At 75.2% G+C, this 14043-nt stretch carries 16 protein-coding genes; 9 read left to right on the top strand and 7 right to left on the bottom strand.

The annotated features are described in order from the left end of the window. Positions 1-9 precede the first annotated feature (9 nt). The gene (locus EMA09_RS26330; RefSeq protein ID WP_129843449.1) at positions 10-528 is read right to left on the bottom strand and encodes a cupin domain-containing protein; all 519 of its coding nucleotides are present in this window, start codon (positions 526-528) and stop codon (positions 10-12) included. A 156-nt stretch (positions 529-684) separates the two neighbouring features. Here EMA09_RS26330 and EMA09_RS26325 point away from each other — a divergent pair, with 156 nt between their 5' ends. Then, complete coding sequence (locus tag EMA09_RS26325) at positions 685-1476, top strand: hypothetical protein (protein WP_129843448.1); 792 nt, start codon at positions 685-687, stop codon at positions 1474-1476. Positions 1477-1525: 49 nt separating this feature from the next. Here the strand turns inward: EMA09_RS26325 and EMA09_RS29175 are convergent, their stop codons facing one another. Next, the gene (locus tag EMA09_RS29175; RefSeq protein ID WP_240796582.1) at positions 1526-1708 is read right to left on the bottom strand and encodes a hypothetical protein; all 183 of its coding nucleotides are present in this window, start codon (positions 1706-1708) and stop codon (positions 1526-1528) included. A 315-nt stretch (positions 1709-2023) separates the two neighbouring features. Between EMA09_RS29175 and EMA09_RS26315 the strand changes: the two genes are divergently transcribed. The 3 genes from EMA09_RS26315 (at position 2024) to EMA09_RS26305 (ending at position 6048) form a co-directional block, all read left to right on the top strand. After that, the gene (locus EMA09_RS26315; RefSeq protein WP_168220599.1) at positions 2024-3727 is read left to right on the top strand and encodes a SpoIIE family protein phosphatase; all 1704 of its coding nucleotides are present in this window, start codon (positions 2024-2026) and stop codon (positions 3725-3727) included. A 414-nt stretch (positions 3728-4141) separates the two neighbouring features. Further along, entirely contained in the window at positions 4142-5278 is a 1137-nt protein-coding gene (locus EMA09_RS26310) for a peptidoglycan recognition family protein (RefSeq protein ID WP_240796581.1), read from the top strand. 143 nt (positions 5279-5421) lie between these two features. Further along, a complete protein-coding gene (locus EMA09_RS26305; RefSeq protein WP_129843447.1) occupies positions 5422-6048 on the top strand; it encodes a GNAT family protein in 627 nt (208 codons plus the stop codon). Between the two features lie 28 nt (positions 6049-6076). Here the strand turns inward: EMA09_RS26305 and EMA09_RS26300 are convergent, their stop codons facing one another. Continuing rightward, positions 6077-6691: a TetR family transcriptional regulator gene (locus tag EMA09_RS26300; RefSeq protein ID WP_129843446.1), complete on the bottom strand. Its 615-nt coding sequence runs from the start codon at positions 6689-6691 to the stop codon at positions 6077-6079. Between the two features lie 74 nt (positions 6692-6765). Here EMA09_RS26300 and EMA09_RS26295 point away from each other — a divergent pair, with 74 nt between their 5' ends. Then, entirely contained in the window at positions 6766-7263 is a 498-nt protein-coding gene (locus tag EMA09_RS26295; protein WP_346655860.1) for a short-chain dehydrogenase, read from the top strand. 9 nt (positions 7264-7272) lie between these two features. Here the strand turns inward: EMA09_RS26295 and EMA09_RS26290 are convergent, their stop codons facing one another. Continuing rightward, positions 7273-8349 (bottom strand): saccharopine dehydrogenase NADP-binding domain-containing protein, encoded by a 1077-nt coding sequence (locus EMA09_RS26290; protein WP_240796580.1) that lies wholly within the window; start codon positions 8347-8349, stop codon positions 7273-7275. Positions 8350-8499: 150 nt separating this feature from the next. Here EMA09_RS26290 and EMA09_RS26285 point away from each other — a divergent pair, with 150 nt between their 5' ends. The 4 genes from EMA09_RS26285 to EMA09_RS28555 all read left to right on the top strand — a co-directional run bounded on the left by EMA09_RS26285 (position 8500) and on the right by EMA09_RS28555 (position 10561). Further along, complete coding sequence (locus EMA09_RS26285) at positions 8500-9432, top strand: AraC family transcriptional regulator (protein WP_129843445.1); 933 nt, start codon at positions 8500-8502, stop codon at positions 9430-9432. Positions 9433-9463: 31 nt separating this feature from the next. Continuing rightward, positions 9464-9658, top strand: a complete 195-nt coding sequence (locus EMA09_RS26280; protein WP_129843444.1) for a hypothetical protein — start codon at positions 9464-9466, stop codon at positions 9656-9658. Between the two features lie 115 nt (positions 9659-9773). Further along, the gene (locus tag EMA09_RS26275; protein ID WP_129843443.1) at positions 9774-10379 is read left to right on the top strand and encodes an XRE family transcriptional regulator; all 606 of its coding nucleotides are present in this window, start codon (positions 9774-9776) and stop codon (positions 10377-10379) included. Between the two features lie 38 nt (positions 10380-10417). Then, positions 10418-10561, top strand: coding sequence for a DUF6126 family protein (locus EMA09_RS28555; RefSeq protein ID WP_168220811.1), 144 nt, complete (start codon positions 10418-10420; stop codon positions 10559-10561). A 15-nt stretch (positions 10562-10576) separates the two neighbouring features. On the opposite strand, the gene EMA09_RS26270 is transcribed toward EMA09_RS28555, so the two are convergent. From EMA09_RS26270 to EMA09_RS26260, 3 genes are read right to left on the bottom strand one after another with little or no spacing between them, the layout of a single operon-like run. After that, complete coding sequence (locus EMA09_RS26270; RefSeq protein ID WP_129843442.1) at positions 10577-11242, bottom strand: hypothetical protein; 666 nt, start codon at positions 11240-11242, stop codon at positions 10577-10579. A gap of 36 nt (positions 11243-11278) precedes the next feature. Beyond that, positions 11279-12304 (bottom strand): B12-binding domain-containing protein, encoded by a 1026-nt coding sequence (locus EMA09_RS26265; RefSeq protein WP_129843441.1) that lies wholly within the window; start codon positions 12302-12304, stop codon positions 11279-11281. Continuing rightward, a complete protein-coding gene (locus tag EMA09_RS26260) occupies positions 12301-14028 on the bottom strand; it encodes a PP2C family protein-serine/threonine phosphatase (protein ID WP_129843440.1) in 1728 nt (575 codons plus the stop codon). Before EMA09_RS26260 ends, EMA09_RS26265 begins: the two co-directional genes overlap by 4 nt. Positions 14029-14043 lie beyond the last annotated feature (15 nt).

Raw genomic sequence — 14043 nt, 5'->3', positions numbered from 1 at the left:
GGCCCCGGACTACTCCTTCCCGGGCTCAAGGTCTTCCACGAAGTAGCTGTCGTGCCGGATGCGGAACCGCTTGAGTTCCTCGCCACCGCGCCGCGTCATCTCCGCGACCCGCTCGAAGTACTCCTCGCGCGGTGCGCCGGGAGAGAAGAGCATGAGCATGGACATGGGCTCGTCGGTCACGTTCTTGAAGGCGTGCAGGCCGCCGACCGGTACGTACAGGAAGTCGCCCACGCGGCCCGTGACCCACTTCTCGCCGTTGTAGAGCTCCAGTTCGCCGGAGAGGATGTAGAAGGACTCCGACATCGCCTTGTGGAGGTGGGTCTTGGCTCCAGCGGACCGTGCGCCCAGCTCCACCTTGTACAGGCCGAATTCACCGCCGGTCGACTCGTGGGTGGCGAGGTAGTGGGTGGTGGCGCCGGGTGAGGAGATGTCCGGCGGGGTGCCGGCCGGGCGGAAGGTCGCGCTCACCTCGCCCTTGTCGCCGTGGTAGCGGACTTCCGGGTACGCGAGGTCTTCCGGGTACGACATGATGCGCTCCTCCTGATAGGTCTCCACCGGCATGGTGGTTCCCGCCTCACGAAGGCGGCATCGGGCTTGCGGATGGTCTTGCGGTCGGCCCGGGCTTACGGCTGGGGACTTGGCTAAGCTGGCGCGGTCCGCACGTGCTCGACGAGGGGAACGGACATGACGGGCTACGAGGACGGACTGGTGGCCATGCTCGCCGGCCTCCGTGACAACGACGCCATCACGGTGCGCGTCGCGGACAAGGCTCCCCTCGCCACCTGGCTCACCGGTCCCGAGCACGCGCTTGAGGTGATCAGGAAGGTCGCGGGCCTGGCCCTCGCCCCGTCCATGGCCCGCAACTTCCACCGGTACGGCGACCTGTGCTGCTACTGGAGGGCGACCGAGGACACCACTATCGGCGGCGAGGTGGGGCTCACCCATCTGGTGAACGCCTGCGTGGGCTCGGTTCCCGACACGGTGTCCGAAGGGGACTGGCCGGCGCCGGAGCGCGGAGACCACGGACGGGTCGCCAACGTTTCCGAGGTCTACGGCCCGGGGGACGAGGACGGCGAGGACGAGGAAGAGGAAGGCGGGTTCACCGAACGCGTCCTCCACGGCTTCGACGGCACCGCGCACACGGGGAACGGCGCGATCGCCGGGTTCAGGGCCGAGGACGGCGTCGTCCTCGACGGGTCCGGGCAGCCCGAGATCTGGTACTCCGTCAGCACCTCGGGCACCCTGGTACGCCTCGGCCTCAGCTACCCCGAGTACCTGGAGGCGCTGCTGCTCACCCGCGGCCTGCACGGCTGGCAGTACCTCTTCGCCGATCCCCACGACCCCGGCTTCCCGCCGTACTTCCGTCTGGACATCGGCTCCGGCCTCGACTTCATCGCGCGGACCTTCCCCCACGACGACTTCTCCGCGCTGCGCGCCCGGCATGAGGCTTTCACCCGAGCCCGCAAGGAAAGGTGACGACGTCGGTCCTCACGGCCACGACGGGTCATGAGGACCGGCGTCACGCTCAGCCCTGGACGGGGGCGTCCGGTGTCTCCTCCGTGAGCATCCACAGCACGAGGTGCCAGTCCTGGTCGTTCGCGAGCGGGTCGGCCCGATGCGCGGGACGGTCGTCGACCGCAGAGGGCGTGACGAAGGCGCAGGTGGCCGAGCCGTCCTCGTGGTGGTTCGCCATGTTGGCGGCGAGCACGGCGCGGGGCGTTTCTTCCGTGGCCGGCCCTCGAAGGGCTGGGTGAGGCGAGGTGAAACCATTCAGGACACGGTGCGAGAAAACCGCACGTGCCGTGGCGGTCCGGCGCAGACGCTACCGGCCCGCAGAGGAGTGTCAAGAGCCGCAGGTGACCGGCGCGCGCCTGGGTATCCGTCACAGGGGGTCGCCCGTGTACGACCGGACCGGAGCCCGGGGCACGTCCGCGCGCTGTGTCGGCGCCCCCCGGGGGCGCGGATCGGGGATCATCGGGGTCACCGAACGACCGGCCCGGCGGGAACCGACTGGAGGGCGCGCGTGGACGAGAGCGGCGACCGTGGGAAGGCGCTGGAACCGGACTTCTGGCAGAGCCTCTTCGCGCAGCTCGGCACACCGCTGGCCGTCGTGGACCCGGCGGGACGGATCCTCGCGGCCAACCCCGCCGCCCGCCGGCTGCTCGGCCGCACCGCGGAGGAGCTGCACGGGAAGGACGCCCACGGACTGCTGCACCGGCACACCGACGGGACCCCCGTTCCGCGCGGCCGGTGCGCGCTGCTCCGGGCGCTGGAGAGACGCACCGAGGCCCGCGGCGGGAACGACTTCCTGCTGCGCGGTGACGGGCGGGCGCTCCCCGTCGCCTGGTCCGCCGCGCCGGTCGTCCACGACGGGGTCTTCCGGGGCATGGCGGTGCTGTTCACCGACATCACCGCCGACCGCAGCGCGGACCGACGGCGCAGGGCGCACACGTCCGCGCTGGAGGAGCTGACGGACCGGCTGACCCTGGTCACGGAGATCACCGGGGTGCTCACCCGGACGCTGGACACCGAGGAGAGCCTCTCCCGGCTCGGCCGTCTCCTCGTCCCCCGCCTCGCCGACTGGACGGCCGTGGACTTCCGCACGGCGGACGGCGAGGCGCGCCGGGTCGCGGTCAACGGTCCCGAGGGCCGGGAGATCGGCGGGGAGACCTGGCAGGGCCCGCTGCCCGGCGACGGCGGACGGTCCCGCGCGCCGCTGGTGCGCGCCCTCCACGGCGGCGAACCCGTGATCCAGGGCGCCGCCGAGATCGCGGAGGAGCCCGACTCCCCGCTGGCCGCCGTCCAGAGCCGCTTCCTGCGGGCCATCGGGGCGACCTCCGTCATCGTGGTCCCCCTGGGCTCCGGCCGCCAGCTGACCGGCGCCCTGACGCTGGCCAGGACCGATCCCGAGCGGCCCTTCGACGCGGACGACCTGCGCCTGGCCACCGACATCGGCCACCGGGTCGGCCTGTCCCTCGACAACGCCCGCCGTTTCGGGCAGCAGCGCGACATCGCCGAGGCCATGCAGCGCAACCTCCTCACGCCGCTGCCCCGGCGCGGTCCGCTGCGTCTCGCCGCCCGTTACCAGCCCGCGCCGGCCGGGTCGCAGGTCGGCGGCGACTGGTACGACGCCTTCCTCCTGCGCGACGGTGTGACGGCGCTGGTCATCGGCGACGTCGTCGGCCACGACCTGACGGCGGCGGCCGGGATGGCCCAACTGCGCGGCATACTGCGCTCCCTGGCCTGGGACCGCGCGGAGCCGCCGGGCCTCATCATCGACCGTCTCGACGACGCCATGCCCGCCATCACCACCGTCTCGATGGCCACGCTCGTCCTCGCCCGGGTCGAGGGGCCGCCCGACGGCCCCTGGACGCTGCGCTGGACGAACGCGGGGCACCCCCCGCCGCTGCTGATGACGCCCGACGGGCACGCGGAGTACCTCGACGGCGGACGGGGACTCCTCCTGGGCACCGGTACGAAAGCGGGCCGGGGCCGTCCGGACGCCACCGCGCCCCTGCCGCCGGGCTCCACCCTCGTGCTGTACACCGACGGCCTGATCGAGATCCCCGGCACCGACCTGGACACCGGCATGGGCCGGCTGCGGCGGCACGCGCTCGCGCTCGCCGACGCGCCCCTGGAGGAGTTCTGCGACCAGCTCGTGGCCCGTATGCCGCCCGGCAGCACCGATGACGTGGCGGTGCTCGTCCTGCGCCTGCCGGAGTCGTGACGGCTGCCGCCGCAGATGCCCCCTCGGGTCCGCCGGCCGGGAGACGAGACGGCTCGGTCTCCAGGGCCGTCGTCACCGGTGGGACGCAGACGGCGTCGGGCCTCCCGGAGCCGCCGGCATCCCCGATCCGTTGAGCATCGGCCGCCTCCGCGCCCCATCGGCACACGCTGTTCCCGGAGGTGGACGAAGCCGGCTCCCCGTCGCCCGACTTCCCGTGACCGTGCCGCGGACGCCGCCGGACACGCTCGGTCCTACCGGACGGGTACAGGACCTTCGCCCGACCTTCGCAGGACATTACGCCGTTCGCGGCCCGAACGGGCGCGGCCGGGCATTAGCGTCACAGGATGTGCAGGCGCGCCGTCGCGGGAGCGCGCGACGTGCCGTCATGTGAACCACTGAAAGGGAAACATCTCCGTGTCAGAGTCCCCCCACACCACCACCCACCGCAGGAAGCGTCCCTTCTCCCGGCGTGCCGTGCTCGGCGGCGCCGGAGCCGTGGCCGTCGGCGCCGGCGTGACCCCGGCGGTCTTCGCGGTCACCGACTCCGGCGGATCCGGCGGGCCCGCCGACGACGCGGCTCCGCAGGCCGCCGCGGGCACACGGTCCGAGGACTTCCCCGAGACCCGTTCCGCCGCGGCCAGCGGTGACGGCGCGGCCTCGGCCGGGTTCGCCGCCTCGTACGTCGCGCTGCGGTGGCAGGGCGCGCGGGACGGCGCGGGCATCCGGTTCAGGGACGGGGACGGCGCAGCCGACGGCTGGCGGACGGTGCGCGGCGGCGGCTGCGCGGCCGTCGAGGACGGCGGCACCGCGCTGGTGGCCGCGGGCGCGGCCACGGCCTACGAGGTGACGGCGCCGGCGAGCGCGACGGACATACGGTCGGTCGCCATCGACACCACCGACGGCCCGAGCCGCGGCGTCGAGGTGCCGTCGGAGCCGACCCGCGTGCGGGGCGTGCGCTACCTCTCGCGCCCGGCCTGGGGCGCGGACGAGTCGAAGCGGTACAAGGACGGGCAGGTCAACTCGCCTGAGAAGTACTACCCGTTGCAGACGATCACGGTCCACCACACCGACACGCCCAACGGTGACGCCGACCCCGCCGCCACGATCCGGGCGATCTACGAGTACCACGCGATCACCCTGGACTGGGGCGACATCGGCTACCACTTCCTCATCGACGAGGCGGGGAACGTCTACGAGGGCCGCTACTCGGGCGAGGACGGCGCCCCCGCCTTCGACGGGAACGGCGATCTCGTCACCGCGTTCCACACCGCCGGCTACAACTCGGGCAACCTCGGCATCGCCCTGCTCGGCACGCTCACCGACACCGGCCCGACGGACGCGGCCAAGGAGTCCCTGGTCCGGCTGGTGAAGGTGCTCTCCCTCCTCGGCGGTCTCGACCCGCAGGCGGCGACCACGTTCGTCAACCCGGTCGACGGTGTGACGAAGGACGTGACGACGGTCAGCGGCCACCGCGACTGGCTGGAGACCGACTGCCCGGGGCAGACGATGTACGACCTGCTCACGGAGGTCCGGGCCGCCGCCGCGAGGTGACGTCCGGCGCCCGCCGCCCCCGTCCGGCCGCCGTGCCGGGCGGGGGCGGCGGCGAATCGGGGGTGACAACGGCACGACCGGCCGGGGAGGATACGGGCTCACCGGCGGCGGAGGGTCCGCGCGGGTGTGAGGGGTGCCGTTCGATGGGTGTCATGTTCCGGGGGCCGGTTCTCGAGGGGGAGCGGGTGCGCCTCGAACCGCTCGCGCACCGGCACACGGCCGGCCTCGCCGCCGCGGCGGAGGAGGACCGCAGCTCCTACGGCTTCACCTGGGTGCCCACGGCGGACGGGGCGGCGGCGTACGTCGACACGCAGCTCGCGCGTGCCGCCGCCGGAGTCGTCGTGCCGTACGCGCAGGTCGAGCGCGCGTCGGGGCGTGTGGTGGGCTCCACCTCCTACTGGGACCCGCGCCCCTGGCCCTCCGGGGACGGCCTGTGCGCGGTCGAGGTCGGTTCCACCTGGCTCGCGGCGTCGGCGCAGGGCACGGGCGTGAACACGGAGGCGAAGTACCTTCTGTTCCGGCACGCCTTCGAGACGTGGGGGGTCGCGCGCGTCGATCTGAAGACGGACGCGCGCAACGCCCGTTCCCGCGCGGCGATCGAGGCGGTGGGCGCGCGGTTCGAGGGGGTGCTGCGCAACTGGTCGCGGTCCTGGGTGCCGGGTGAGGACGGTCTGCTGCGCGACTCCGCGGTCTTCTCGATCGTCGCCGAGGAGTGGCCGCGGTGCCGCGAGGCGCTGGAACGGCGGCTGGCCCGTATCGCCGCCGGCTGACGTACCGTTCACCGGCGGCGCCGGCTGCTCAGCGGGCGGCGGGGGTGTCCAGCGCCGGGGCGATGACGGTGAAGGCCCGGGCGGCCAGTTCGACGGGGTCCTCGGCGCCGTCGCCGGCGGTCCAGCGGTGCAGCACGGTGTCGAAGGCGGTCAGCGCCATGCCGGCGGCCAGCCGCGGGTAGAGGTCGTCGGCGGGATCGAGACCGAGCCGGTGCCCCAGTTCCACCGCGAGGTCCTCGCGCCAGCGCGCCTGGCGTTCGAGGAAGCGCGCCAGCAGCGCCGGCGTGCCGAGGATCAGCCGCACGACGCTGAGCGCCCGGTCGGAGTGGCCGACGCAGGCGGCCAGGGGCACGGTCACGGCGTGCCGCAGCGCCTCGGACGGCGGCTCCTCCGGCGGGCGGGCCGCGAGCCCGGCGCGGATGTCCGTCCCCATGTCGGCGAGGAACCGGACGACCACGTCCTCCTTCGAGGCGAAGTAGCGGAAGAACGTCCGCTTGGACACGCCGGCGGTGGCGGCGATCTCGTCCACCGTGACCGCGTCGAAGCCCTCGCGCACCAGCAGGAGGAGCGCCGCCTCGGTGAGTTCGTCGGCGACGAGCTGGCGTTTGCGCTGGGCCAGGGTGGCCTCGGGGCGAGCGTTCACCCGGCGAGTGTAGCGCCACGCCACAGATGACACCTGACGACCCGCTTGACACCGAGTGACAACAAAGACAGCCTATGCCGCATGAAGCGGAACGATCACTGGAACGCGCGCGACATCCCCGACCTGACCGGACGCACGACCGTCGTCACCGGCAGTCGAAACTGGCCAACGCCGTCTTCGGCTGCGAGCTGCACCGGCGCCTCGCGGCGGCCGGCAGCCCGGTCCGCAGCGTGCTCGCCCACCCCGGCTACGCGGCCACCGGCCTCCAGCACGACGGCCCCACCGGGCTGTGGCGGTTCCTGCTCGGCGCACTCGGCAACCGTGTCCTCGCCCAGGCGCCGGAGCGGGGCGCGCTGCCGCTGCTGTACGCGGCGGCCCACCCGTCCGTGGAGAGCGGGCAGTTCATCGGCCCCGACGGGCCGGCGGAGCTGCGCGGCGGACCGGCCCTCGTGACACCGGCCCCGGCGGCGACCGACCGGGAGACCGGCCGGCGCCTGTGGGACCTGTCGGAACGTCTGACCGGTGTCCGCTTCCCCCTCCCCGCCCCGGCCCGGAACACCGGACGGCCCTGACGGTACGGGTCAGCCGGCCGGCGGCTCCTCGATGCTCCAGCGCAGCCCGTGCCGGCCGAGGTGGTCGAGGAAATCGGCGGCGCCGAAGGCCTGCGCGGGAGCGAGGACCCCGGCCCCGGGCGGTTCGGCGGCCAGGCGGCGAGCGCTCTCGACGGCGATCACCGCCGTCGTGCCGTACGTGTCGCTCCCCCGCACGATGCCCCGGGCACGCCGGCCGCCGGTGCCGAGCGCGTCGAGCACGTAACGGAAGCGCTGCCGGCGGCGTTCCTCACCGGTCGGCCCTTCGGGGAGACTGTCGACGACCTCCGGCGGCACCGGACGGTTCAGCCGCTCCGTCAGCCCGGCCTCGGTCAGTCCGGCCATGCGGCGGACGGCGACATGCCGCGGGACGGTGATCACCTCCGGCAGGGGGAACGGCGCGACCGGGGTCGCCCCCGGCTCCCCCGGCAGCGTGACGGCGGTCCGCGGGGCATCCGTGGCCGGACGCCAGTCCCCGTCCTCGTGGACGAGTCCGCCCGCCCTGATCGCCTCGATGGTCCCGATCGCGGAGCGCAGGGAGCCGCGCGACGGCGCGCCGCCCCCGGCGATCACATGGGTGCTGACCAGCTCGTCCAGCGGGCCGAGCCGGGCCGCGACGAGGTGGGCGAGGAGATCCACGGGCACGCACGCGTCGGTGGTGGCGGGCACGACGGCGACCCCCGCCTCCCGCGCCGCCGTCCCGAAGGTGTCGAAGACGGCCCGTATGTGGAGCTGTTCGCCGGACGTGTCGACACAGTGCAGTCCGCCCGCGATCGCGGCGCGCACCACCTGCGTACCCGACGCGGTGAACGGTCCCGCGCAGTTGATGACCGCGTCGCACCCCCGCAGCGCCCCGACGAGTCCCGGAGCGTCCTGAACGGTGGCGACACGCCGCTCCGCGTCGGGGACACCGACCGCGGCCGCGGCCCGTGCCAGCCGGTCGGGGTCGCGGCCGACCAGGACGGCGTCGATCCCGCGCCGCGCCAACTCCGCGACGACGAGCTTCCCCTGGTATCCGTTCGCCCCGAAGACGGCGATTCTCATGTCGGTGCTCGTGTCAGTGCTCATGTGGTTCTCCTGCTCACCGGGCCGGGTTCCGTGCGGACCCCGGCTTCCGTCGAACCGTATGGCGCCCGGGGAAGACGATTGAATACGTGAAGCGCTCCCCCGGTTGCGCGATCGTCTTCGCGCGGGCGGCGGTTGGCCTACGGTGAACGGATGGATGTCCTCTCGGACGTGGTCGCCGCGGCGCGCACCGGCCGGCCGCACTCGGCACGCGACGCGCGATCGGCTCCCTTCGGCCGCTGGTTCCCCGCCTCGCGGGCGGCCGGCTTCCACGTGGTCCTCGACGGCACGTGCTGGCTGCTGCCGCCCGGGGCCGAGCCGATCGCGCTGGACACCGGTGACGTGGTGTTCCTGCCGCACGGTTCCGCCCACGGCCTGGCCGACGCCCCGACGACCCCGGTGCGCGAAGTCCCCGCGCCCGACGCGGGCATACGGCACGGCGCCGGCGACGGGGATCCGACCGTGGTGCTGCTCTGCGGCGCCTACCTGCTGGACCGGGCCGACCTCCACCCGCTCCTCGGCGAGCTTCCCGAGATCGTCCACCTGCCGGCACGAAACGGCCGGCATCCCGAACTGCGCGCCGCGGTCGGGCTCCTCGCGACCGAACTGCGGCACCCGCCCCGCCCCGGCGCCGACGCGGCACTCCCCGCCCTGCTCGACCTGCTTCTGCTGTACATCCTGCGGTCCTGGCTCGACGCGCGGCACTCCTGCGACGACACCCCCACCGGCTGGGACGCCGCGCTGCGCGATCCGTCCATCGCGGCCGCGCTCCGGGCCGTTCACGCGGACCCGGCCCGGCCGTGGACCGTCGAGGAGCTGGGCCGGCAGGCGCGCCTGTCCCGCGCCGCGTTCGCCCGCCGCTTCACCCGGCTGACCGGACGCCCGCCGCTGGCCTACGTGACATGGTGGCGGCTGACGACGGCCGCCCGGCTCCTGCGCACGGGCGACGCCCCGGTCGCCTCGATCGCCCAACGGGTCGGGTACTCCTCGCCGTACGCCTTCACCCACGCGTTCAAGCGCCAGTACGGCACGCCGCCCGGCGCCTACCGCAGCCGCCCCGGGCGCGGAGGGACGCAGGAGTCCTGACATAGCGGGGGATGTTTGCCAGGGTGGGCCCATGGCTTCGATGGTGCAGCTCTACGGCGGGCCGCTCGACGGCGAACTGCTCGACGTCTCCGCCCTGTCGGCGGACGAGATCGCGATCGGTGTGGCGCTTCCCTCCGACCGGGGGACGTACCCCGGCGGCCGGTCCCTCTACGAGCCCGACCCACGGGCCGACGGGGTGTGGCGCTGGAGCGGGGACATCCCTTGAGGCCCGGCGGACTCACGGCCGGATGCGCCCCGGGTCCACGACGGGGCACCGCCCCGTCTTTTGCCTCTCAGGCAAAGGATTTGCCCCACAGGAAAGCCTCTGGCTCAATCGGAGCATGACCCCGAGCGTTCCCGAGACGTCCGGCGGGACGGCCGCCGTCGTGGCGCGGCTGCGTGAGCTGCGCCGCGCGGCCGGCCTGACGCTGCAGGCCGCGGCGGGCCGGGCCGGGCTCTCCCCGGCCCACCTGTCCCGGCTGGAGACGGGCCACCGCCAGCCGTCGCTGCCGGTGCTGCTGAACCTCGCGCGCGTCTACGGTACGACGGTCTCCGGCCTGCTGGGCGAGGCGGTCCCGGCGCCCGACCCGGTCGTGCGGGCCGGCACGGCCGCCGCCCACCGGGCCGGGAGCTGGACGTACCGGCGCGTCGGGGTCCCGGGCCGGGCCATGCAGGCGCTGCGTGTCCATGTGCCGTTCGAGAGCGCGCAGGGCGACCTCGTGCGCGTGCACCCGGGCGAGGAGTGGCTGTACGTGCTGACCGGGCGGCTGCGGCTGGTCCTCGGGGACGCCGAGCACCTCCTCGACGAGGGCGAGAGCGCCCATTTCGACTCCCTCACCCCGCACCGGATCGGCGCGGCGGCACCCCCGGGGGCGGACCTCCTGTTCGTCCACACCCTCCTGCAGTCCCCCACCGCCGAGCTGTGTCTCGGCGGCCCGGCGCACTGACGCACGACGCCCCCGTCCCGACGTTCGAGGAGACCGCCATGCCCGAAGAGCCGCCCGCCCCGGTCCGCCGCCGCGATGTCGACCGCATCCCGCGCGGGCTGTGGGTCCGGATCCTGGTCTACGGCGTCATCGGGCACGTCCTGGCCGCGTTCCTGTTCCTCCTCTTCGCCCTCGCCCCGTGACGGGCACGGCACGCGCTACGGGCGGGGCCGGGCGTCCCAGCGCCACGCGGTGAGGCGCGGCCGGCCCGGCAGGTCGGCGCGCCCCGTCGCCCACAGGAGCGTGCGCCACGGGTCGGGCGCGTCCGCCGGCCCCGGCGCGTCGGGGAACAGCCGCGCGAGCACCCGTGCGCACAGCCCGGCCGGCGGGTCCCAGGGCACCCCGAGGCCCCGGGCGAGGTCGTGGGTGTGCACCAGCGTCTCCACGACGCCCATCGCCGCGAAGCCCTCGGGGTCGGCGACGCCGTGGACGTGGTACGCGCGGACGTGCGGGGGCGTCGTGCGCGCCATGGCGACGAGCAGCGCGCCGCTCGCCTCCAGCACCTGCAGCAGACCGGCGGGTCCCGCGGCCCGGTCCGCGTGCACGGCGTTCGCCGGACCGCCGGGCCGCCGGCTCTCGCACACGAACGGCACGTTCCCGTCGAGCGGGGGCGCCGCGGGGCCGAGCTGGGTGGCGTAGGCGAAGAGGTCGTCGGCGAGGTGCTCGGCGGTCTCCCAGCAGTCCCATTCCAGGGAGCCGGCCGGGACGTCCCAGGCTCCTGCCGGTGCCTCGCGCAGCGCGGCCACGGCCAGACGGACGGCGAGGGCCACGTCGTCCGCGGTGACGGGGGTCCGCGGTATGCCGTTCTCGGGTGTTCGCTCCATGCCGGGACGATAGGCCATCGTCCCCGGCGGATCCCGTCAGGGCCGTGGGCCGGACAGCGCTTCCGCGCCCCGGGTGAGGATGCGCCGGGCGCGGGGCAGGTCGTCGAGGCGGCGGCGGAGCAGGGCGACGACGTCCGGCAGGTGGGCGGTGTCCTCGCCGCGCGCGGTCAGGACGTCCGTGGTCCAGGTGAGGTAGCCGGTGAAGAGGTCGTCGTCGTCGGTGTAGAGCGCGGCCGCGAGGAAGTCCAGCAGGGTGGCGACGCGCTCGGCGGGCGGGGGCGGGCCGTCGGCGGTGCGGGCGGTCTCGACGGCCTCCCTGACGAGCCCGGCGGCGGCCCGCGTCATGCGCAGGTGCTCGCGGTCGGCGAGGTGGGGCAGGTCGTCCGTGGCGCGGTGGTCGGACGCCGGCCGCGGCAGCGGGCCCTCGTCCAGGCGGTCCGCCGCTGCCCGCGCGTCGGGGAACCACAGGTCGGCGCCGAAGAGCCGCGCGTACCGCCCGTCCCAGCCGAACGCGGCGCCCCCGACGAGCACCGGCACGCCGGTGGCCTGGCAGGCGATGACCGCCTCGTGCGCTGCGGGCAGGCGGGTGGCCAGGGAGGTGGACAGCGCCACCGCGTCGGGGCCGGTGCCGAGGAGGTGTTCGACCAGGTGGGGTACGGGCACCTGCGCGCCGAGGTCGTCCACGCGCCAGCCCCGCAGCCGCAGGACCTCGACGAGGAGCCGGGCGGGCAGGGCGTGCCACTCGCCGTCGGCGCAGGCCGCCGTGATCCGGCCGCGCGGGGGACCCGGCCGGGGCGCGGCGGGGTGGGCGGCGACGGCGCTGATGACGCGGTTGTTGATGGCGGTGGCGGCGTGCTCGTCGGCGACGGTCACGCGGTTGGCGGCCCACGCGTCGCCGACACGGCGCTGTACGGCGCCGACGACGTCGAGGAGGACGTCCTCGGCGGGCAGGCCCGCCTCCAGGGCGGCGAAGGCCGTGTCGGCTGCGGCGGCCTCGTCCCCCGCGACGACGGCGCGCCACAGGCGGTCGGCCCACGCGCGGGCCGCGTCGTGGCCGCTCATCCCGGACCGTCCCCGGTGCGGTGCGCCGCCGGGGGGGCGGGGGCGCGGAGGGCGACGAGGGCGATGTCGTCGTGGCGGCGGGGGCCGATCCACTGGGAGACGAGCATCTGGACGTGCTCGACGATGGCCTCGGCGGGCAGCCCCGCCGTCTCGGCGAGCGCGGCGCGCAGCCGCCCGTCGCCGAAGAACGCGTCGCCGAGCGGGCCGCCCCTGGCCTCGGTGATGCCGTCCGTGTAGAGCAGGCAGACGTCGCCGGGCGCGAGGACGGCGGTGACGGTGTGGGCCTCCGTCTCGGGGAGGACGCCGATGAGGGTGCCGCCGGCGGCGACCTCGTCGACCGTGCCGTCGGTGCGGACGACCAGCGGCGGCAGGTGGCCCGCGCTGGTGAGCCGCAGCCGCACCGTGCCGTCGGCCGGGTCGGGGCGTACGGAGGCGAGCACGAGCGTCGCGAAGCGGTCGCCGGCCGTGCCGAGCAGGGCGCTGTTGAGGAGGTGGAGCACCCGTTCGTGGTCGGCGGCCAGGGGGGCGAGGGCGCGGAGGGTGCTGCGGATCTTGCCGGTGAGGACGGCGGCGTCCAGGCCCTTGCCGCTGACGTCGCCGAGGACGACGAGGGGTTCGGCGCCGTCGGCGGCGTCCGGGTGGACGTCGAAGAAGTCGCCGCCCACGCTCTCGCCGACACCCGACGGGCGGTACCCGGACGCGAACTCGACGCCGCGCAGCGCGGTGACACGGGGCGGCAGGAGGTCCCGGGTGAGCGTGCGCGTGATCGCCGCCTGCTCGCCGTAGAGGCGTGCGGCCGTGAACGCGGCGCCGGCCCGCGCGGCGAACAGGCGGACGAAGTAGTCGGCGCTGTCCGGGTCGTCCGCGCCGTCGCCGCTTCCCGCGCTGTTCCGCAGGGCCGGGTCGTCGTGGGTGGCGGGAACGGCGTCGAGGCGGTCCGGCGGCCGGTCCGGGACGTACAGCAGCACCAGGGCGCCCACCGGCGTCCCCCGGCCCGGGAGCGGCGCGACGACGGCGGAGCCGACGGGCCCGAAACCGGAGGGCACGGCCCAGTCGGGGACGGCCCCGGGGGCCAGGCGGCGGGTGGCGGGCAGGTGGCCGGTGAAGGCGGCGTCCAGTTCCGGGAGGCGCGCCGGGTCGGGGACCAGCCGTTCGATGCCGGGCTCGCCCCCGCGTACGCAGTGGGCGACGGGGCCGGCCTGCCCGCTCGTGGCGGCGACGACGAGGGCGGCGTCCGCCAGGTGCGTGGCGGCCAGCGAGGCGATGGTCTCCATGCAGCGGTCGGTGTTCAGGGAGGCCAGGAGGCGGCTCGACGCCTCGGCGAGGAAGGCGGCGCGCTGGCGCGCGCGGTCGAGGGCGGTGTCCAGGCCGCGCAGCTCCGTCTCGTCCGTGAGCCACCAGGCGACGGTGCCGTCACGGGCGCTGACGGGGAGTGCCCGCAGGGTGCGGTCGGCCAGCCGGCCGCTGACGGGGTGGTCGTCCGGGTGGTGCGACCGGGACCCCGTGCCGCCCGTGACCCTGCGGTGGGCTGCGGCCAGCCAGGAGGGGGCGGCGGCGGACAGGGACGTGCCCGGGGCGGCGTCGGGCAGCAGCGCGGCGGCCCGGGGGGAGGCGTGCAGCACCGTGCCCCCGGCGTCCGCGACGACGACGGGGAAGGGGACGGACTCCCAGACGGGACCGTCCCCCGCGCCGTGCGCGCGGCCTGCGGGGGCTGCGGAACTCATCACTCGCGGGACCTC

It is taken from the genome of Streptomyces sp. RFCAC02 (assembly GCF_004193175.1).
In the GTDB taxonomy this organism is placed as follows: domain Bacteria; phylum Actinomycetota; class Actinomycetes; order Streptomycetales; family Streptomycetaceae; genus Streptomyces.
Note: the sequence above shows the minus strand (reverse complement) of the source record. Positions and strands in the feature narration are given on the sequence as shown.